Origin of the sequence: Streptomyces sp. adm13(2018) (genome assembly GCF_008042145.1) — a bacterium.
In the GTDB taxonomy this organism is placed as follows: domain Bacteria; phylum Actinomycetota; class Actinomycetes; order Streptomycetales; family Streptomycetaceae; genus Streptomyces.
The window spans coordinates 1139434-1158805 of sequence record NZ_RDBH01000141.1; the positions used below are offsets into that span (position 1 = coordinate 1139434).

General features: G+C 71.5%; 15 protein-coding genes. 11 read left to right on the plus strand and 4 right to left on the minus strand.

What is annotated here, in order from left to right; genetic code table 11:
• From EAO70_RS33340 to EAO70_RS33350, 3 genes are all read left to right on the plus strand, one after another.
• Positions 1-1606 (plus strand): IucA/IucC family protein (locus tag EAO70_RS33340; RefSeq protein ID WP_148006661.1); only part of this gene is annotated, 1606 nt, incomplete at its 5' end.
• A 26-nt stretch (positions 1607-1632) separates the two neighbouring features.
• Complete coding sequence (locus EAO70_RS33345) at positions 1633-3459, plus strand: IucA/IucC family protein (RefSeq protein WP_410091590.1); 1827 nt, start codon at positions 1633-1635, stop codon at positions 3457-3459.
• A gap of 50 nt (positions 3460-3509) precedes the next feature.
• Complete coding sequence (locus tag EAO70_RS33350) at positions 3510-5483, plus strand: ATP-dependent DNA helicase (protein WP_148006471.1); 1974 nt, start codon at positions 3510-3512, stop codon at positions 5481-5483.
• 105 nt (positions 5484-5588) lie between these two features.
• Here the strand turns inward: EAO70_RS33350 and lexA are convergent, their stop codons facing one another.
• Positions 5589-6377, minus strand: a complete 789-nt coding sequence (lexA, locus tag EAO70_RS33355) for a transcriptional repressor LexA (RefSeq protein WP_030325322.1) — start codon at positions 6375-6377, stop codon at positions 5589-5591.
• Between the two features lie 435 nt (positions 6378-6812).
• Here lexA and nrdR point away from each other — a divergent pair, with 435 nt between their 5' ends.
• Together nrdR and EAO70_RS33365 are read left to right on the plus strand one after the other, a co-directional pair.
• Positions 6813-7319, plus strand: a complete 507-nt coding sequence (nrdR, locus tag EAO70_RS33360; RefSeq protein WP_148006472.1) for a transcriptional regulator NrdR — start codon at positions 6813-6815, stop codon at positions 7317-7319.
• Positions 7320-7491: 172 nt separating this feature from the next.
• Entirely contained in the window at positions 7492-10380 is a 2889-nt protein-coding gene (locus EAO70_RS33365; RefSeq protein WP_148006473.1) for a vitamin B12-dependent ribonucleotide reductase, read from the plus strand.
• A 95-nt stretch (positions 10381-10475) separates the two neighbouring features.
• Here the strand turns inward: EAO70_RS33365 and EAO70_RS33370 are convergent, their stop codons facing one another.
• Positions 10476-11006, minus strand: coding sequence for a TerD family protein (locus EAO70_RS33370; RefSeq protein ID WP_148006474.1), 531 nt, complete (start codon positions 11004-11006; stop codon positions 10476-10478).
• A 313-nt stretch (positions 11007-11319) separates the two neighbouring features.
• On the opposite strand from EAO70_RS33370, the gene EAO70_RS33375 reads away from it, so the two are divergent.
• Positions 11320-11925, plus strand: a complete 606-nt coding sequence (locus tag EAO70_RS33375) for a YdbC family protein (RefSeq protein WP_148006475.1) — start codon at positions 11320-11322, stop codon at positions 11923-11925.
• 64 nt (positions 11926-11989) lie between these two features.
• Here the strand turns inward: EAO70_RS33375 and EAO70_RS33380 are convergent, their stop codons facing one another.
• On the minus strand, positions 11990-12574 hold the full coding sequence (locus EAO70_RS33380; protein WP_148006662.1) for a TetR/AcrR family transcriptional regulator: 585 nt from the start codon (positions 12572-12574) through the stop codon (positions 11990-11992).
• Positions 12575-12711: 137 nt separating this feature from the next.
• Between EAO70_RS33380 and abc-f the strand changes: the two genes are divergently transcribed.
• The 3 genes from abc-f to EAO70_RS33395 are packed head-to-tail and all read left to right on the plus strand — an operon-like array spanning position 12712 to position 15936.
• A complete protein-coding gene (gene abc-f / locus EAO70_RS33385) occupies positions 12712-14322 on the plus strand; it encodes a ribosomal protection-like ABC-F family protein (protein ID WP_148006476.1) in 1611 nt (536 codons plus the stop codon).
• 33 nt (positions 14323-14355) lie between these two features.
• A complete protein-coding gene (locus EAO70_RS33390; protein WP_148006477.1) occupies positions 14356-15015 on the plus strand; it encodes a histidine phosphatase family protein in 660 nt (219 codons plus the stop codon).
• A 12-nt stretch (positions 15016-15027) separates the two neighbouring features.
• Positions 15028-15936 (plus strand): ADP-ribosylglycohydrolase family protein, encoded by a 909-nt coding sequence (locus EAO70_RS33395; RefSeq protein ID WP_148006478.1) that lies wholly within the window; start codon positions 15028-15030, stop codon positions 15934-15936.
• A gap of 78 nt (positions 15937-16014) precedes the next feature.
• On the opposite strand, the gene EAO70_RS33400 is transcribed toward EAO70_RS33395, so the two are convergent.
• On the minus strand, positions 16015-17568 hold the full coding sequence (locus EAO70_RS33400; RefSeq protein ID WP_148006479.1) for an MFS transporter: 1554 nt from the start codon (positions 17566-17568) through the stop codon (positions 16015-16017).
• 133 nt (positions 17569-17701) lie between these two features.
• Here EAO70_RS33400 and EAO70_RS33405 point away from each other — a divergent pair, with 133 nt between their 5' ends.
• Positions 17702-18319 carry a TetR/AcrR family transcriptional regulator gene (locus tag EAO70_RS33405; RefSeq protein ID WP_148006480.1) on the plus strand — a complete coding sequence of 206 codons (618 nt, stop codon included), beginning with the start codon at positions 17702-17704 and terminating at the stop codon, positions 18317-18319.
• 126 nt (positions 18320-18445) lie between these two features.
• Positions 18446-19156, plus strand: a complete 711-nt coding sequence (locus EAO70_RS33410) for a ribonuclease HII (RefSeq protein WP_148006481.1) — start codon at positions 18446-18448, stop codon at positions 19154-19156.
• Positions 19157-19372 lie beyond the last annotated feature (216 nt).

A 19372-nucleotide genomic window follows, 5' to 3' on the forward strand; every position in this document is an offset into this window, starting at 1 on the left:
CCTCCGCATCCGGCTCGACGCCAGCGGCACCGCCCTCCTCGTCCCCGTCCGCTACTGGTCGCCCACCGGCTGGCACCGCTTCGGCGCCCCCGCCCTCGAAGGCCTCCCGTCCACGGCGCCCGCCGTGGACGCCGTGACCGTGGCCGCCCTGCTCAGCCGCGAGACCGGCCGCCCCGAGGGGACCGAACTCGTCGGCAGGGTCGCCGACTCGGCCCGCCGCACCGCCGACTTCCTCGCCGAGCGCCGCCGCTCGCCCCAGCCGCACCCCGACGCCGACCTCTTCCTCGCCGCCGAGCAGTCCCTGCTCCTCGGCCACCCCCTGCACCCCACGCCCAAGAGCCGCGAAGGTCTCTCCGACGCCGAGGCCCGGCTCTACTCACCCGAACTGCACGGCTCCTTCCCCCTCCACTGGCTCGCCGTCGACTCCTCCCTCCTGGCCTCCGACTCCGGCTGGACCGAGCAGGGCCGCCCCGTCACCGCCGAGCAGCTCGCCATCGGCCTCGCCGAAGGACTCGAGCTTCCCTTCGGCACCGCGCCCCTGCCCGTACACCCGTGGCAGGCCCGGGAACTGCTGCACCGCTCCGACATCCGCGCCCTCCTCGACGCCGGACTCCTCCACGACCTCGGTCTCCACGGCAGCCGGTGGCACCCCACCTCCTCCGTCCGCACCGTGCACCGACCCGGCGCCCGCGCCATGCTCAAGCTCTCCCTCGGCCTGCGCATCACCAACTCCCGCCGGGAGAACCTCCGCAAGGAACTCCACCGCGGCGTCGAGGTCCACCGGCTGCTCCGCACCGGCCTGGTCGACGAATGGCAGGCCGCCCACCCGGGCTTCGACATCGTCCGCGACCCCGCGTGGCTCGCCGTCGACACCCCGGACGGCGCCCCCGTCCCGGGCCTCGACCTGATGATCCGGCACAACCCCTTCGGCCCCGGTGACGACGCCGTCTGCATCGCCTCCCTCACCGCCCCCCGTCCCTGGCCGGGCACCGGGGCCATGCGCTCCCGCCTGGCCGACGTCATCAACCGCCTCGTCACCCGCACCGGCCGCCCCACCACGGCCGTCGCCACCGAGTGGTTCCTCCGCTACCTCGACCAGGTCATCCGCCCCGTCCTCTGGCTCGACGGCCACGCCGGCATCGCCCTGGAGGCCCACCAGCAGAACACCCTGGTGCTCCTCGACCCCGAAGGCTGGCCCGTCGGCGGCCGCTACCGCGACAACCAGGGCTACTACTTCCGCGAGTCCCACCGCGGCGAGCTGGAGAGCCGCCTCCCCGGCATCGGAGCCGAGAGCGACACCTTCGTCTCCGACCAGGTCACCGACGAGCGCTTCGCCTACTACCTCGGCATCAACAACGTCCTCGGCCTGATCGGCGCCTTCGGCGCCCAGCACCTCGCCGACGAGCGCGTGCTCCTCGCCGCCTTCCGCAGCTTCCTCACCTCCGCGACCAGCCTCGGCTCACCCCTGCCGCACCGCCTCCTGGAGGCCGCGACCCTCCGCAGCAAGGCCAACCTCCTCACCCGCCTCCACGGACTCGACGAACTCGTCGGACCCGTCGACACCCAGTCCGTCTACGTCACCGTCACCAACCCCCTCCGCCCTTAAGCCTTCCTGAGCCCTCTCCTTCGGACCTGTCGGACCCGCGCAGGCCCCCCGAAGGAGGCGGCCTCGCCCACCCAGGGCGAGCGCCCGCCCGACCGCCCACCGCCGGTGACGTACCAGCTGCCGTAGGCGCCTGGACCCGGGCCTCCTCCCGGCTCCTCGCCAAGGCCCTCGCCGAGTTCGCCTACGAGGAGATCGTCGACCCCGTCCCGGCGGCGGACGACCCGGACCTCCACACACTGCGGCTCGACGACGGCACCACCCTCGCCTTCCGCGCCCGCCGAGGCGCCTACGGCAGCTGGTACGTCACCGCCGACTCGATCACCCACGAGGGCCGGCCCATGACCGACGCCCTCGACTTCCTGGTCCGCGCCCGCCGCCTCCTCCAACTCGACGGCGCCACCCTCGGGCACCTCATCCGCGAGCTCTCCGCGACCCTCGCCGCCGACGCCCGCCTCGACCACACCGCCCTTCCCGCCGCCCGGCTCGCCGACCTCTCGTACGCGGAACTCGAAGGACACCAGACCGGTCACCCCTGGCTCGTCCTCAACAAGGGCCGCATCGGCTTCTCCGCCACCGACGCCGCCCGCTGGACCCCCGAGGCCCGCAGCGCCACCCGGCTCCCGTGGATCGCCGTCAGCAACCGCCTCGCCGCCTACCGGGGCGTGACCGGACTCGGCACCCCCGACCGCCTCTACGCCCAGGAGCTCGACCCCGAGGTCCACGCCGCCTTCCGCGCCGAGCTGACCGCCCGGGGACACGAACCCGACGGCTACCTCCTCCTCCCCGTCCACCCCTGGCAGTGGGACGAGATCCTGCTCCCGCTCTACGCCCCGGCCGTCGCCGCCGGCACCCTCGTCCCGCTGTCCGCGGACGGCGACCTCCGCCTGCCCCAGCAGTCGGTGCGCACCTTCCTCAACATCAGCCGTCCCGAACGGCACACCGTCAAACTCCCGCTGTCCGTGCTCAACACCCTGGTCTGGCGCGGGCTGCCGACCGAGCGCACCCTCGCCGCCCCGGCCGTCACCGCCTGGGTCCACGGCCTCCGCGACGCCGACCCGTACCTGCGGGACGAATGCGGGGTGATCCTCCTCGGCGAGGTCGCCTCCGTGACCGTCGAGCACCCGCTGTACGACCGATTGCCCGAAGTCCCGTACCAGTACAGGGAACTCCTCGGCGCGATCTGGCGCGAACCCCTGCGCCTGCCCCCGGGCGAGCGGGCCCGCACCCTCGCCTCCCTGCTGCACACGGACCCCGCCGGGCGGGCCTTCACCGCCGAACTCGTCGAACGCTCCGGGCTCGCGCCGGCCGTCTGGCTCCAGCACCTCTTCGCCGCGCTGCTGCCCCCGCTGCTGCACTTCCTCTACCGCTACGGCACCGTCTTCTCCCCGCACGGCGAGAACGCCATCGTCATCTACGACGAGCGGGACGTCCCCGTACGCCTGGCGATCAAGGACTTCGTCGACGACGTGAACATCAGCGGCCACCCGCTCCCCGAGCACGACACCCTGCCCGAGGACGTACGCGCCGTCCTCCTGACCGAGGAGCCCGACTTCCTCGTCCAGTTCATCCATTCGGGGCTCTTCGTCGGCGTCTTCCGCTACCTCGCGCCGCTCTGCGAGGAACAACTCGACGTGCCGGAGGAGGAATTCTGGTCCCTGGTCCGCGCCGAGATCCTCCGCCACCAGGCCCGCTTCCCCGAGCTGAAGGAACGCTTCGAGCTCTTCGACCTCCTCACGCCCCGGATCGAGCGGCTCTGCCTCAACCGCAACCGTCTGCACCTGGACGGCTACCGGGACCGCCCGGAAAGGCCCCACGCGGCCGTCCACGGGACCGTCCCCAACCCGCTCACGTGACGCGCGCGCGTGCCGGGGCTGTCAGTGGTGCCCCGTAGGGTGGAGGGGCTATGACGAAGCCATCCCTCCCCGAGCTCCTCCACGCCGCCGTGACCGCCGTCGGCGGCACGGAGCGGCCCGGCCAGGTCACCATGGCCGAGGCCGTCGCCGAGGCCATCGACGACAATTCCCACCTCCTCGTCCAGGCCGGTACCGGCACCGGAAAGTCGCTCGGCTACCTGGTGCCGGCACTGGCCCAGGGCGAGCGGGTGGTGGTGGCCACGGCCACCCTGGCGCTCCAGCGCCAGCTCGTCGAGCGCGACCTCCCGCGCACGGTCGACGCGCTGCACCCGCAGCTGCGCCGCCGCCCCCAGTTCGCCATGCTCAAGGGCCGGTCGAACTACCTCTGCCTGCACCGGCTCCACGAAGGAGTCCCGCAGGACGAGGAGGACGGGCTCTTCGACCCGTTCGAGGCGGCCGCGCCCACCAGCAAGCTGGGCCAGGACCTGATGCGCCTTCGCGACTGGTCGGACGAGACGGAGACCGGCGACCGGGACGCCCTGACCCCCGGCGTCTCCGACAAGGCCTGGGCCCAGGTCTCGGTGTCCTCCCGGGAGTGCCTCGGCGCCGGCAAGTGCGCGTACGGGGCGGAGTGCTTCGCCGAGTCGGCCCGCGAGCGGGCCAAGCTCGCCGACGTGGTCGTCACCAACCACGCCCTCCTCGCGATCGACGCCATCGAGGGCGCCCCGGTGCTCCCGCAGCACGAGGTGCTGATCGTCGACGAGGCCCACGAACTGGTCTCCCGGGTCACCGGGGTCGCCACCGGTGAGCTCACCCCCGGCCAGGTCAACCGCGCGGTGCGCCGGTCCGCGAAGCTGGTCGACGAGAAGATCGCCGATCAGCTGCAGACCGCCGCCGAGGGCTTCGAGCGGGTCATGGAGCTGGCTCTGCCGGGGCGCCTGGAGGAGATCCCGGAAGACCTCGCGTACGCCCTGACGGCGCTGCGGGACGCCGCCCGCGCGGTGATCACCGCCCTGGGTTCCACCCGGGACCGGTCGGTCCAGGACGAGGACGCGGTGCGCCGGCAGGCGATGGCCTCCGTGGAGACCGTCCACGGTGTGGCGGAGCGCATCACGCACGGCTCGGAGTGGGACGTCGTCTGGTACGAGCGCCACGACCGTTTCGGCGCGTCGGTGCGGGTCGCGCCGCTCTCCGTGTCGGGCCTGCTGAGGGAGAAGCTGTTCACGGAGCGGTCGGTCGTCCTGGCCTCGGCGACGCTCAAGCTGGGCGGCGACTTCAACGGCGTCGGCGCGTCCCTGGGTCTCGCCCCTGAGGGCACCACGGGCGACGATCTGCCCGTCTGGAAGGGGATCGACGTCGGCTCCCCGTTCGACTACCCCCGGCAGGGCATCCTCTACGTCGCCAAGCACCTCTCCCGCCCCGCGCGGGACGGCGACCGCGGCGACATGCTGGACGAGCTGACCGAGCTGATGCAGTCGGCCGGCGGGCGCACCCTCGGCCTCTTCTCCTCGATGCGGGCGGCCCAGCAGGCCGCGGAGGAGCTGCGGGTCCGTGTCCCGGAGCTGCCGATCCTGCTTCAGGGCGAGGACACCCTGGGCGAGTTGATCAAGAACTTCGCGGCCGATCCGAAGACCTGTCTCTTCGGCACGCTGTCGCTCTGGCAGGGCGTGGACGTCCCGGGGGCCAGCTGTCAGCTGGTCGTCATGGACAAGATCCCGTTCCCGCGTCCGGACGACCCGCTGATGAGCGCCCGGCAGAAGGCCGTCGAGGAAGCCGGGGGCAACGGCTTCATGGCGGTCGCGGCGACCCACGCCGCCCTGCTCATGGCTCAGGGCGCCGGCCGTCTCGTCCGGGCGACGGGGGACCGGGGCGTCGTGGCGGTGCTCGACCCGCGGCTGGCGACGGCCCGGTACGGCAGCTATCTGAAGGCCTCGCTGCCCGACTTCTGGTACACGACCGACCGCAACCAGGTGCGGAGGTCGCTGGCGGCCATCGACGCCGCCTCGAAGGCGGCGGAGGCCTGAGACCCCTCTGTTCGATCCCCGGGGCGCCGGGGATCGAACAGGACACGGCAGGGCCCCGGGACCGGCGCAGTGGGTCCCGGGGCCCGGTCAGAGCCGGCGAGGTGGTCAGACCCGCCGCAGTACCGCCACGACCTTGCCGAGGATGGTCGCCTCGTCGCCGGGGATCGGCTGGTACGCCGCGTTGTGCGGGAGCAGCCAGACGTGGCCGTCCTCGCGCTTGAAGCGCTTGACCGTGGCCTCGCCGTCCAGCATGGCCGCGACGATGTCACCGTTCTCCGCGACCGGCTGGCGGCGGACGGTGACCCAGTCCCCGTCGCAGATGGCGGCCTCGATCATCGAGTCGCCGACGACCTTGAGGACGAAGAGCTCGCCGTCACCGACCAGCTGCCGGGGGAGGGGGAAGACGTCCTCGACCGACTCCTCGGCGAGGATCGGGCCGCCGGCCGCGATCCGGCCGACCAGCGGCACGTACGACGCGGCGGGCTTGCCCGTGGTGTCCGTGGGCTGGGTGCTGGGCTGGTCGGAGCCGCGCACCTCGTACGCGCGGGGGCGGTGCGGGTCCCGGCGGAGGAAGCCCTTGCGCTCCAGCGCCATGAGCTGGTGCGCCACGGAGGACGTGCTGGACAGGCCGACGGCCTGGCCGATCTCGCGCATCGACGGCGGGTACCCGCGCCGCTGGACCGAGTCGCGGATGACTTCGATGACCCTGCGCTGCCGGTCCGTGAGGCCGGAGCTGTCGGCCCGGATGCCTGGAGGTCGCCCGGGGAGGGCGCGGGCGGGTCGCCCGGGGTCCTCACCGTTCATGCTTGTGTCGTTCATGGCGTGCACCGGCTCGAGTCGGCCCTGGGAGCGGTCCTGGGCGGTGATGGTGGCACTGTCTGCGGTGGTGGTCACGTCGTCGGCCCCTCTCGAATGGTCTCCCTGGCTGGCACAACGGTAGTAGCTTTCGAAAGGTTGCGCCAAACACACGTTCGAGTGAAAATTCGCAGATTGCCTTACACGTGCACGCATGCGGGTGTATGGACACTCGTGCGTGACCGACCCGGAGAGGCGTTGCGGTAGCCTTCGCGGCTGTTCGCCGCGCGCGGTACGCCCCCTCAGTGTCGCACCCGCGGGGGCCGAATCGCGGGAGCGGGCGCGCCGCGACACGCGGAAGGTCCCGAGTCGCCTACAACCCAAGATCTAGTGGTTGGATGGCACCGGCCGCCCAGGGGTAGTGGTCCCCCGTCTGCCGGGGGTGCCCGCATCGCCTATGCTGGGGGTCGCTTCGAACGGCCTTCACGGCCGCGTGGGGCTCACCAGTCGTGCCGTGAAGGAGGGTCGGAACCAATGCACTGCCCCTTCTGCAGGCACCCCGACAGCCGAGTCGTCGACAGTCGCACCACCGACGACGGGACGTCGATCCGGCGTCGTCGCCAGTGCCCCGACTGCTCCCGTCGTTTCACGACGGTGGAGACGTGCTCGCTCATGGTGGTGAAGCGGTCCGGTGTCACCGAGCCCTTCAGCCGAACCAAGGTCATCTCCGGCGTGCGCAAGGCGTGTCAGGGGCGGCCGGTCACCGAGGACGCCCTCGCCAAGCTCGGCCAGCGGGTCGAGGAGGCGGTGCGCGCCACCGGCAGCGCCGAGCTGACCACCCACGACGTGGGTCTGGCCATCCTCGGCCCGTTGCAGGAGCTCGACCTCGTCGCCTACCTGCGCTTCGCGTCGGTGTACAAGGCCTTCGACAGCCTCGAAGACTTCGAGACCGCCATCGCGGACCTCCGCGTGCGGCCCTCCACCGACTGCGGGACCGGTGCGACCCCCGAGGTCCCCGTTCCCGCCACCGCCGCCGACTGACCGGCGGTCCGGGCCGTCAGGGCCCGGACGGCCGCCGGAGCGGCCCCGCAGACGTGCCCCGAGCGCGGCCCCCGAGGCGTTCGTGGCAGCAGTACAGAAGAACGTACAGAAGACGGTGCCCTGGGGATTTTCTGGGCACCAAAGTGTGTTTTGCCCGTATATGGGAGGCGGCATGACAGAGACGGCGAGCGGTCCGGCACGTGGTTCTCGTTCCAAGGGGACGAAGGGCACGAGCAAGGGCCTGCGCATCGAGCGCATCCACACCACCCCCGGCGTGCACCCGTACGACGAGGTGGCGTGGGAGCGTCGTGACGTCGTCATGACCAACTGGCGCGACGGCTCGATCAACTTCGAGCAGCGTGGCGTCGAGTTCCCCGACTTCTGGTCGGTGAACGCGGTCAACATCGTCACCAGCAAGTACTTCCGCGGGGCCGTCGGCACCCCGCAGCGCGAGACCGGTCTCAAGCAGCTCATCGACCGGATCGTGAAGACGTACACGAAGGCCGGCGAGGACCACGGCTACTTCTCCTCGCCCGCCGACGCCGAGATCTTCGAGCACGAGCTGGCCTACGCCCTCCTGCACCAGATCTTCAGCTTCAACTCGCCGGTCTGGTTCAACGTCGGCACGCCCCAGCCCCAGCAGGTCTCCGCCTGCTTCATCCTCGCCGTCGACGACTCCATGGAGTCCATCCTCGACTGGTACAAGGAAGAGGGCATGATCTTCAAGGGCGGCTCCGGCGCCGGCCTGAACCTCTCCCGCATCCGCTCCTCCAAGGAGCTGCTCTCCTCCGGCGGCAACGCCTCCGGCCCGGTCTCGTTCATGCGCGGCGCGGACGCCTCCGCCGGAACGATCAAGTCGGGCGGCGCGACCCGCCGCGCGGCCAAGATGGTCATCCTCGACGTCGACCACCCCGACATCGAGGACTTCATCGAGACCAAGGTCAAGGAGGAGGAGAAGATCCGCGCGCTGCGCGACGCGGGCTTCGACATGGACCTGGGCGGCGACGACATCACGTCCGTCCAGTACCAGAACGCCAACAACTCCGTCCGCGTGAACGACACGTTCATGAAGGCCGTCGAGTCCGGCGGGAAGTTCGGCCTCACCTCCCGGATGACCGGCGAGGTCATCGAGGAGGTCGACGCCAAGTCGCTCTTCCGCAAGATGGCCGAGGCCGCCTGGGCCTGCGCCGACCCGGGCATCCAGTACGACGACACGATCAACCACTGGCACACCTGCCCCGAGTCCGGCCGCATCAACGGCTCGAACCCGTGCAGCGAGTACATGCACCTGGACAACACGTCCTGCAACCTCGCCTCCCTGAACCTGATGAAGTTCCTCAAGGACGACGGCAAGGGCAACCAGTCCTTCGACGTCGACCGCTTCGCCAAGGTCGTCGAGCTCGTCATCACCGCGATGGACATCTCCATCTGCTTCGCCGACTTCCCCACCCGGAAGATCGGCGAGAACACCCGCGCCTACCGCCAGCTCGGCATCGGCTACGCCAACCTCGGCGCCCTGCTGATGGCGACCGGCCACGCGTACGACTCCGACGGCGGCCGCGCCCTCGCCGGTGCCATCACCTCCCTGATGACCGGCACCTCGTACAAGCGCTCCGCCGAGCTCGCCGCGGTCGTCGGCGCCTACGACGGCTACGCCCTCAACGCCGAGCCGCACCAGCGCGTCATGCAGCAGCACGCCGACGAGAACACCAAGGCCGTCCGCACGGACGACCTGGACTCGCCGATCTGGGCCGCCGCCACGGAGGCCTGGCAGGACGTGATCCGCCTCGGCGCCAAGAACGGCTTCCGCAACGCCCAGGCGTCGGTCATCGCCCCGACCGGCACCATCGGTCTCGCGATGTCCTGCGACACCACCGGCCTCGAGCCCGACCTCGCCCTGGTCAAGTTCAAGAAGCTCGTCGGCGGCGGCTCGATGCAGATCGTCAACGGCACCGTCCCGCAGGCCCTGCGCCGCCTGGGTTACCAGGAGGAGCAGATCGAGGCGATCGTCGCCCACATCGCCGAGCACGGCAACGTGATCGACGCCCCCAGCCTGAAGACCGAGCACTACGAGGTCTTCGACTGCGCCATGGGTGAGCGCTCCATCTCCGCGATGGGCCACGTCCGCATGATGGCCGCCATCCAGCCGTGGATCTCGGGCGCCCTCTCCAAGACCGTCAACCTGCCGGAGACGGCCACGGTCGAGGACGTCGAGGAGGTCTACTTCGAGGCCTGGAAGATGGGCGTCAAGGCGCTCGCCATCTACCGCGACAACTGCAAGGTCGGCCAGCCCCTCTCCGCCAAGAAGAAGGAGGAGGAGAAGGTCGAGGTCACCGCGAAGACCGAGGCGACGATCCGCGAGGCCGTCGAGAAGGTCATCGAGTACCGTCCGGTCCGCAAGCGTCTGCCCAAGGGCCGTCCGGGGATCACCACCTCCTTCACCGTCGGTGGCGCCGAGGGTTACATGACCGCCAACTCCTACCCGGACGACGGTCTCGGCGAGGTCTTCCTCAAGATGTCCAAGCAGGGCTCGACGCTCGCGGGCATGATGGACGCCTTCTCCATCGCCGTCTCCGTCGGCCTGCAGTACGGCGTCCCGCTGGAGACCTACGTCTCGAAGTTCACGAACATGCGCTTCGAGCCGGCCGGCATGACGGACGACCCGGACGTGCGGATGGCGCAGTCGATCGTCGACTACATCTTCCGCCGCCTGGCGCTCGACTTCCTGCCCTTCGAGACCCGCTCCGCCCTCGGCATCCACTCCGCCGAGGAGCGTCAGCGCCACCTCGACACCGGCTCGTACGAGCAGGCCGAGGACGTCGACGTCGAGGCCCTGGCCCAGTCGGCCCCCCGCGCCCAGGAGCTGAGGGCCGTCGCGCCCCCGGCCCCGAAGATCGAGGTCCCGGCCCCGAAGCAGGCGCACACCTCGGCCGAGCTCGTCGAGATGCAGCTCGGCATCAGCGCCGACGCCCCGCTCTGCTTCTCCTGCGGGACGAAGATGCAGCGCGCCGGCTCCTGCTACATCTGCGAGGGCTGCGGCTCGACCAGCGGTTGCAGCTGACGCTTCCCAGCTGCCTCGTGAAGGGGACCGGCCTCGGGCCGGTCCCCTTTGCCGTACCCGTATAGGGGGAGTCCGAGCTTGAGGGGCACCGGCCCTCAGGGGCGTATGGAGCCCAGAACCGCGCCGAACGCCTGGGGGTCGGCGTCGAAGCCGTGGCTGATCGGGCGGTACGTCCAGCCGTCGGCGCCCTCCCTGGTGAACTCCACGACCGTCGCCGAGAGGGCGTCCGGCACGTCCGCGAAGTCGTGGACCAGCAGGTCCGTGTAGCCCTCGCGGATCCGTACGCCCGTGTTCGCCACGTCGCCGAAGGACCGTCGCCCGCCGCCCTGCTGTATCGCCACGCCCACCACCACGCGCGTGTACCGAGGTGCCAGCCGGTCGAGTTCCAGCGTCATGGCCTCGTCGTAGCCGAACCCCTGTCCCGTACGGCTGTCCCGGTGGAGGGTGATCGTGCCGTCGGGAGACCGGCTGCCGAAGTGCACCAGCTGAACCGGCGTCCCGTGGGTGTCCTCCGCGTCGAAGACGCCGGCGACGATGTCCAGGTCGTGGGCCGGTGTGCCGCTCGGGGCAGGGTCCCACTTGAGCGTCACCTCGACCCGGCCCACCCCTTTGTTGAGTCCGCTCATGGCGCTTCCCCTCTCCGCGCGCGCCCCCGCGCACGCCTTCACGTCCTCCTGCTGACCACCGTCGGCACGTTCATCTGCCCGTGGTCATCGGCCGGTTGTTCATGGTGTCACGGGGCTCCGACAGAGAGCCCGCGGGTTGGGGAGGCGAAGGGTTCCTGCGGCGATGTGGAGCCGGATCTCGACGCATGGATGGCTCGAATCAAACGTGCGGGCGAGTGGGGCCGGTGGACGCGCGCCGATCGGGAGCGCGTGCGTCCCCGTGGGAGTCGGGCGAGGCCTGCCGGGGCGGTCGTCCGCGCCGTACGATGGCGCGGTGCTGGTCAAGTGGATTCGCTGCACCGTGACGGACCGACGAGGGTTCGAGCGGGGGCAGCGGAAGTGGGCGGGGCTGCCCGGTGAGCCGGGCTTCCGGGGGCAGGGCGGCGGTTGGAGCCGATCTCGGCCGGACGTCGCCCATGTCTTCGGGTTCTGGGAGAGCCGCGCCTTCTACGACTCCTTCATGGCGCGCTCGCACGATCGCCTGGCGGCGGCGCAGGCGGGCACCTTCAAGGACAGCCAGGTCAAGCTGTTCGACCACCGCTTCGACGTGAAGACCGGGTTCGAGCCGCGGTTCTCCGACGCGGACGTGGCCAGGGTCGCGCACTGCCGGGTCCACGAGGACCGCGCCGAGCACTTCGCGCTGATGCAGGAGAAGGTGTGGAACCCGGCGATGGCGGGGTCGCCCGGGATGCTGCGGGGTCTGTTCGGCGAGGCGCCCGGCAGTGAGTTCCTGGTGCTGTCGATGTGGCAGTCCGCCGCGGAGCACGGGAAGTACCGGGTGGAGCGGATCGAGCGGCTCGGGCTCCGGGCGAGGACCGACGCCGATGTGGCGGCGCTGGCCGGGGACGTGGTGCAGCTCGAACCGGCCTGGACGGTCTGAACGGGACCGTGCCCTCCCCGGGCCGCACCGGTACGGGACCGCCGGAGGCGCGGCGGAGACGTGTTCACGCGGGCGCGTAGGCGCCGGCTTCGACCCCGGCCAGGACCGTGCGCGCCGTCTGGTCCGCGAGCGGGCCGTCGATCGGCTCGCGGGTGACGAAGAGCCGTAGGAACAGCGGCGCGGAGACCGCCCGCACGACCGCGCCCGCGTCGGTGCCGCGCGGTGCCTCGCCGCGGCCGACCGCCCGGTCGACGACGACCTCGCAGCGGCGGAAGCGCTCGGTGTAGAAGGCCTGCAGGGCCTGCGCCGCCCGCGGGGACTGGAACGCGGCGCCGACGAAGGCGGTGGGGGCCGCCGCGACGGCCGGGTCGCCGAACGCGTCGACGACCTCGTGCGCGAGTGCGCGCAGATCTCCGGAGAGGGTGCCGGTGTCCGGCGGTGTCCAGGCATCCTCGTTCGCCAGCTCCAGCGCGTCCGCGAGGAGGCCTTCAACGCTGCCCCAGCGGCGGTAGAGCGTCGTCTTGTGGACGCCCGAGTGCTCCGCGACGTACTCCACGGTCAGGGCGGGGTAGCCGTGCTCGGTCAGACCGCTCAGGACGGCGTCGCGGACGGCCGCCCGGGTGCGGGCCGTGCGGCCGCCGGGCCGCATGCTGCCGGGCGCCCGGGCTGGAGTGTCCTCGATCGAGTCGTTCAATTGCTACTCCCGTTGCGTTAGGTGATCGAGTGTGCCACACTCGCCTTAATGCGATCCAGGTTGCATTTGACGCTCGATGATGGGAGGGATCTTTGCCCACGCAGATCTCACTGCACGACGTCGTCGTCTCCCGCGGCGAACGACTGCTCCTCGATCAGGTCTCGCTCTCCGTGCGCCCCGGGGAGCGGATCGGGATCGTCGGAGAGAACGGCGCGGGGAAGTCGACCCTGCTCCGGCTCCTCGCCGGGGTGGAACAGCCGGACGAGGGCAGCGTCGTCACCGTCGCCGACGGAGGTCTGCGGATGCTCGCCCAGACGCCCGAGCTGCCACCCGACTCCACCGTCGGCGACGCCATCGACACCGCGCTCGCCGAACTCCGCGCCATGGAGAGGCGACTGCGGGCCCTCGAAACCCGGCTCCACACGGCGGACGCGACGGAACTCGACGCGTACGGCGAGCTCCTCACCGTCTACGAGCTGCGGGGCGGATACGAGGCGGACGCCCGGGTCGACAAAGCGCTGCACGGACTCGGTCTCGCCGGGACCGGTCGGGAACGGATGCTCGGCAGTCTCTCCGGCGGCGAGCTGGCCCGGCTCGGCATCGCCTGCGCGGTCGCCGCGGGGCCCGAGGTGCTCCTGCTCGACGAACCCACCAACCACCTCGACACACAGGCTCTCGACTGGTTGGAGCAGGCCCTCGTGGCGCACCGCGGGACGGTCGTGGCCGTCTCCCACGACCGGACGTTCCTGGAGCGGGTCGCCACAGCGATCGTCGAGGTGGACGCCGACCGGCACGCGCTCGCGCGGTACGGCGACGGATACGCCGGCTATCGCACGGCGCGAGCCGCCGCGCGGCGGCGGTGGGAGCAGGACTACGAGGAGTGGTGCGAGGAGACGGCGCGGCTGGAGGCGTACGCCTCGACCACGGCCCACGGAGTCGCACCGGGGAGGGAGAGGAAGGACAACAACAAGATGGCCTTCGATCGGGCGGCGGGCCGGGTCCAGGCCTCCGTCTCGGGCCGCGTCCGCAACGCCCGGGAACGGCTGAGACGCCTCCGCGAGGAGCCCGTGGCCCCGCCGCCCGAACCCCTCTCCTTCGCCGCCCGCCCCCGGGCGGGCGGAGCGGAGGGAGCACTCGTCACCCTGACCGGCGTGCGGGTCGCGGACCGCCTCTCCGTGGAGGACCTCGCCGTCCGGGCCGGGGAGCGGCTGCTGGTCCACGGTGGCAACGGTGCGGGCAAGTCGACCCTGCTGCGGGTCATGGCGGGGGCGGTCGACCCCGACACGGGAGTCGTCCACCGCGCCGGACGCATCGGGTACCTGGCCCAGGAGGTCACGGTCCGGCGTCCGGAGGAGCGGCTGCTGACCTGCTTCGGCCGAGGTCTCGCCCTCGCCGAGGACGAGCGGGCGGAACTGCTCCTCTCGTACGGACTGTTCCGGGCGAGCGACCTCCACGTACCGGTCGGCGCCCTCTCCGCGGGCCAGCTCCGCCGGCTGGCGCTCGCCCGGCTCCTGGCGCGGCCCGCCGACCTGCTCCTGCTCGACGAGCCCGCCAACCACCTGGCCCCCGGGCTCGTGGAGGAGCTGGAGGAGGCCCTGGAACAGTGGACCGGAGCCCTGGTTGTCGTCTCGCACGACCGTGCGCTGCGCCACCGCTTCACCGGGCACATACGCCGGATGGACTCCGGACGCCTCCTCGGTTGAGCCTGCCGGGGAGCGGCGATCTAGGGTCGGGGTATGGCACGACCGCGGCGCATCGTCCTCGTACGGCACGGAGAGTCCGAGGGCAATGTCGATGACACGGTGTACGAACGGGAGCCCGATCACGCCCTGCGGCTCACGGAGACCGGATGGCGACAGGCGGAGGAGACGGGGGAGCGGCTGCGGGAACTCTTCGGGGACGAGGCGGTCAGCGTCTACGTCTCGCCCTACCGGCGCACCCACGAGACGCTCCGGGCCTTCCGGCTGCCTCCGGAGCAGGTCCGGGTACGGGAGGAGCCCCGGCTGCGGGAGCAGGACTGGGGCAACTGGCAGGAGCGGGAGGACGTGCGCCTGCAGAAGGCGTACCGGGACGCGTACGGGCACTTCTTCTACCGCTTCGCCCAGGGTGAGTCGGGGGCGGACGTCTACGACCGGGTCGGCGCGTTCCTGGAGAGCCTCTACCGCAGCTTCGAGGCGCCCGACCACCCGCCCAACGTCCTGATCGTCACCCACGGGCTGACCATGCGGCTGTTCTGCATGCGCTGGTTCCACTGGACGGTCGCGGACTTCGAGTCGCTGTCGAACCCCGGCAACGCCGAGACCCGCACGCTCACGCTCGACGCGGACGGGCGCTACCGACTGGACCGGCCGTTCGAACGCTGGCGCACCCCGGAACCGTACGGCCCCACCGGATAGAGTGGCAGACCGATGACCGCTGACTCCGCATTCGACCGGCGCTTCGACCGCGCCCTGGCCAGCCTGCGCGGGCTGTCCGTGGGAGACGCCCTGGGCTCCCAGTTCTTCGTACCCGCCCACTATCCCCTGCTGAAGCGGCGCGAGCTGCCCGACGGCCCCTGGCAGTGGACCGACGACACCGAGATGGCCTGCTCCGTCCTGGCCGTCCTCGCCCGCCACGAACGGATCGACCAGGACGCCCTGGCCATGTCGTTCGCCCGGCACCACGACTTCGACCGGGGCTACGGCCCCGCGGTCAACCGCATGCTCCGGCTGGTCCGGGAGGGCGGCGACTGGCGGGAGCTGGCCTCCGCGCTCTTCCAGGGGCAGGGCTCCTGGGGCAACGGCGCCGCGATGCGGATCGCGCCCCTCGGCGCCTGGTACGCGGACGACCCGGAGCAGGCGACGCACCAGGCCGAGATCTCCGCGTACACGACCCACCAGCACCGTGAGGCCGTGGTGGGCGCCATGGCGGTCGCCGCCGCGGCGGCCCTGGCGGCGGACCCGGCCGGACCGCCCACCCCCGAGGCGCTCCTCGACGGAGTCGTCGCCCTGGTGCCCCGCAGCGCCGTAGGGGCCGGCCTGCGCCGGGCGCGCGACATGCTCGACTACGACGACGCGGGCACGGTCGCCGCCGTCCTCGGCAGCGGCCGGCGGACCAGCGCGCACGACACGGTTCCGTTCGCGCTCTGGTCCGCGGCCCGCGGCCTCGGTGACTTCGAGCGGGTGTTCTGGACGACCGCGCAGGTCGGCGGCGACGTCGACACGACCTGCGCCATCGCCGGCGGCGTGGTGGCCGCCGCGGCCACCGGCGCACCGCCGGAGGAGTGGCTGCGCCAGACCGAGGACCTGCCGGACTGGGTTCCGGTCCAGACGGCCTGAGACGCCACGACGGCCCCGGACTCCCGTGCGGGGGGTCCGGGGCCGTCGTCGTCCGTCGGGCCGGCGGTCGGGTGGTCGTCAGGCCACGGGTCCCGCGGCCTCCGCCCGGCCGCTGAGCGCCTCCAGGTCGCTCTTGCGGACCCTGATCACCAGGACAGCCGTCACCAGGGCGATCAGCACCATGGCGACGGCGGCCATGAAGGCCGAGGAGATGCCGGAGGTCAGCACCTCGTGGCCCCAGGGCGCGGGCAGCTCCTTCGTCTTCATCGCCTCGGCCTGCTGCTCGGGCGTCGCCTTCGCCATGAAGTCGGGCAGCTGGCGCTCGCCCTCCTCGCGGCTCGCAGTTCCGAAGATCGTGACGAGGATGGACAGGCCCAGCGAACCGCCGACCTGCTGGGTGGCGTTGAGCAGGCCCGACGCGGCCCCCGCCTCGTGCTGCGCCACCCCGGAGACGGCCGTGAGCGTGAGCGTCACGAAGTTGAGGCCCATGCCGAAGCCGAAGAGGAGCATCGGGCCGAGGACACCGCTCACGTAACTGCTGTCCGAGCTGATGAAGGTCAGCCAGAACAGCCCCGTGCCGGTGAGCGCCGCACCGGTCACCATGAACGGCTTGGGGCCGATCACCGGCAGCAGCCGCTGGGCGAGGGCCGCGCCGCCACCGATCGCGAAGGTCACGGGAAGGAAGGCGAGCCCGGACTGGATCGGGCTGTACCCCAGGACGTTCTGCACCCAGAGCACGATGAAGAAGAACATGCCGAACATGGCGGCCGCCAGGCTGAGCATGATGACGTACGTGCCCGAGCGGTTGCGGTCCGCGAACATGCGGAGCGGGGTGATCGGCTCCTTCGCGCGGGACTCCACGACCGCGAAGGCGACGAGCAGGACGACCGCCGAGACGAAGGATCCGACGGTGAGCGAGTCCTTCCAGCCTTCCTCGGACGCCCGGATGAAGCCGTAGACGAGCGCCGCCATGCCGAGTGTCGAGGTCGCGGCGCCCGCGATGTCGAACCGGCCGGGGTGCCGTTCGGACTCGGCGATGTACCGCGGGGCCAGGAAGGCGATCAGGAGCCCGATCGGGACGTTCACGAAGAGGACCCAGCGCCAGTCCAGCCACTCCGTGAGGAGGCCGCCGGCCAGCAGGCCGATCGCGCCGCCGCCGGCGGAGACGGCGGCGAACACGCCGAACGCCCGGTTGCGTTCCGGCCCTTCGGGGAAGGTCGTGGTGATCAGCGCGAGCGAGGTGGGCGACGCGATGGCGCCGCCGACGCCCTGCAGCGCCCGCGCGGCGAGCAGGTGCCAGGGCTCCTGGGCGAAGCCGCCGAGCAGCGAGGCGAAGGTGAAGAGCAGGATGCCGGCCATGAACACCCGGCGGCGACCCAGGATGTCCCCGGCGCGTCCGCCGAGGAGCAGCAGACCGCCGAAGGTGAGCGTGTAGGCGCTGAGCACCCACGACAGGTCGGTGGTCGAGAAGGAGAGTGCGTCCTGGATGTGTGGCAGGGCGATGTTCACGATGGTGGCGTCGAGCACGACCATCAGCTGGCAGGCGGCGATGACAGTCAAGGCGATACCCGGCCGTCCTCCGGCGCGAGCTGGTCCGTCCTTGGTCTGGGTGTCGACCGGAGAAGTTGTCACTATGGATCCCCCACGGAAGAATTAGTGAACGCACCCGTTCACTGTTCATCACGGTAGTGAGTCCCCCCGAGTGAACGCAACCGTTCACTCGGCGCTGCCGGTGCCATGACACCGCCTCAACGGAGAGATCCTGATGGTTACTTCGCGCTCCACGGCCGCCGCTCGGCCGGAGAGGGCGGCGCTGCGACGTCGCGGCCCCGTACTCGAGCGGGCCATTCTGGAGGCCGCGCTCGAACAGCTGGGCAGCGTCGGCTGGAACGGCCTGACGATGGAAGGTGTCGCGGTCGGCGCTCAGACGGGCAAAGCCGCGGTGTACCGCCGGTGGCCCTCGAAGGAAGACCTCGTCGCGGACGCGCTCCAGGCCGGACTTCCCGCCCTCGACGAGGCCCCGGATCTGGGCGACGTGCGCGAGGAGCTGTACGAGCTGTGTCGCCGCGTCCGTGACGTCATGTACTCCAAGCCCGGCTTCGCGCTGCGCGCGGTCCTTCACGAATGCGATGCGGAAGCCGCCGAACGGTTCCACGGCCTGATCGTCACGGGGGTCGTGGAGCCCTCAGCCCGACTCTTCCGTGAGGTACTGCGTCGCGGAATCGCCCGGGGTGAGGTGGGTGCGGACGCGAACAACGACCTGGTCGTCGATGTCGTCCCCGCGATGATGATGTATCGATCGAAAGTGTGCGCGAGCGAATGGACGGATGCCGAGATCGCCGATCTGATCGACCGGGTCATGGTGCCGCTCCTGCGTCCCTGACCCGGACGGGCGGCCGCCGAGCGGCGCTCCGCCCGGGCCCGCGGCGGCTCCCGGACGACCCCTCGGGCGCCGGACGGGAATCCGGGTATCGCACTCGGCGCCGAGCGGCGTAACCTGTCAGGCGCCATGCCGTATGAACCACCCACCCACACCGTCGAGCGATCGCTCCGCGCCACCACCGGAGCAAAGATCGTTGCCGGAGTCGACGAGGTCGGACGCGGGGCGTGGGCCGGCCCCGTCACCGTCTGCGCCGCCGTCACCGGACTCCGCCGGGCGCCCGAAGGCCTCACCGACTCCAAACTGATCACCCCCAAGCGCCGCACCGCGCTCGCCGCGGACCTGGAGCGCTGGGTCACGGCGTACGCCCTGGGGGACGCCTCTCCGCAGGAGATAGACGAGCTCGGGATGACCGCCGCCCTGCGTCTCGCGGCCGTCCGGGCCCTGGAAGGCCTCCCCGTCCGGCCCGACGCGGTGATCCTCGACGGCAAGCACGACTATCTCGGCGGCCCCTGGCAGGTCCGCACGGTGATCAAGGGCGACCAGTCCTGCATCGCCGTGGCCGCCGCCTCCGTCATCGCCAAGGTCCGGCGCGACACCGTCATGGCGCAGCTGTGCACGGACGCCGAGGTGTACGCGGCCTACGCGTTCGACGCCAACGCGGGCTACCCTTCCCCGGTCCACAAAGCGGCGCTCCAAGAGCTGGGGCCCACCCCCCACCACCGTCTCTCCTGGTCGTACCTGGACGCCATGCCCAGGTGGCGCCACCTCAAGAAGGTCCGCCTCTCCGCCGAGGCGGTCGCGCTGGAGAGCGGGGGCCAACTCGGCTTCGACTTCTGAACTTCCGGTCACCGAACCACGGCCCCGCCTCAGGGACCGGGTCCGCGCGGCCGGGGCGCACATGTGCGCCCACCCGCCGGTGCCCCGCGCAGCGGCGTTTGATGGACAACCACCCATGCCTCTCATCCCCGAGGAGCCTCAGATTCACGAGAGCGCCCAGGGTCCCCGCGCCACCGCGGCCGCCGGCCGCCCCGCGTCGACCCCCCGTCCCGTACC

Coding starts and splice junctions, on each gene's coding strand:
- EAO70_RS33350 (WP_148006471.1), top strand. CDS start 3,510: ATGACGAAGCCATCCCTCCCCGAGCTCCTCCACGCCGCCGTGACCGCC.
- nrdR (WP_148006472.1), top strand. CDS start 6,813: ATGCACTGCCCCTTCTGCAGGCACCCCGACAGCCGAGTCGTCGACAGT.
- EAO70_RS33365 (WP_148006473.1), top strand. CDS start 7,492: ATGACAGAGACGGCGAGCGGTCCGGCACGTGGTTCTCGTTCCAAGGGG.
- EAO70_RS33370 (WP_148006474.1), bottom strand. CDS start 11,006: ATGAGCGGACTCAACAAAGGGGTGGGCCGGGTCGAGGTGACGCTCAAG.
- EAO70_RS33380 (WP_148006662.1), bottom strand. CDS start 12,574: ATGCGGCCCGGCGGCCGCACGGCCCGCACCCGGGCGGCCGTCCGCGAC.
- EAO70_RS33390 (WP_148006477.1), top strand. CDS start 14,356: ATGGCACGACCGCGGCGCATCGTCCTCGTACGGCACGGAGAGTCCGAG.
- EAO70_RS33395 (WP_148006478.1), top strand. CDS start 15,028: ATGACCGCTGACTCCGCATTCGACCGGCGCTTCGACCGCGCCCTGGCC.
- EAO70_RS33405 (WP_148006480.1), top strand. CDS start 17,702: ATGGTTACTTCGCGCTCCACGGCCGCCGCTCGGCCGGAGAGGGCGGCG.
- EAO70_RS33410 (WP_148006481.1), top strand. CDS start 18,446: ATGCCGTATGAACCACCCACCCACACCGTCGAGCGATCGCTCCGCGCC.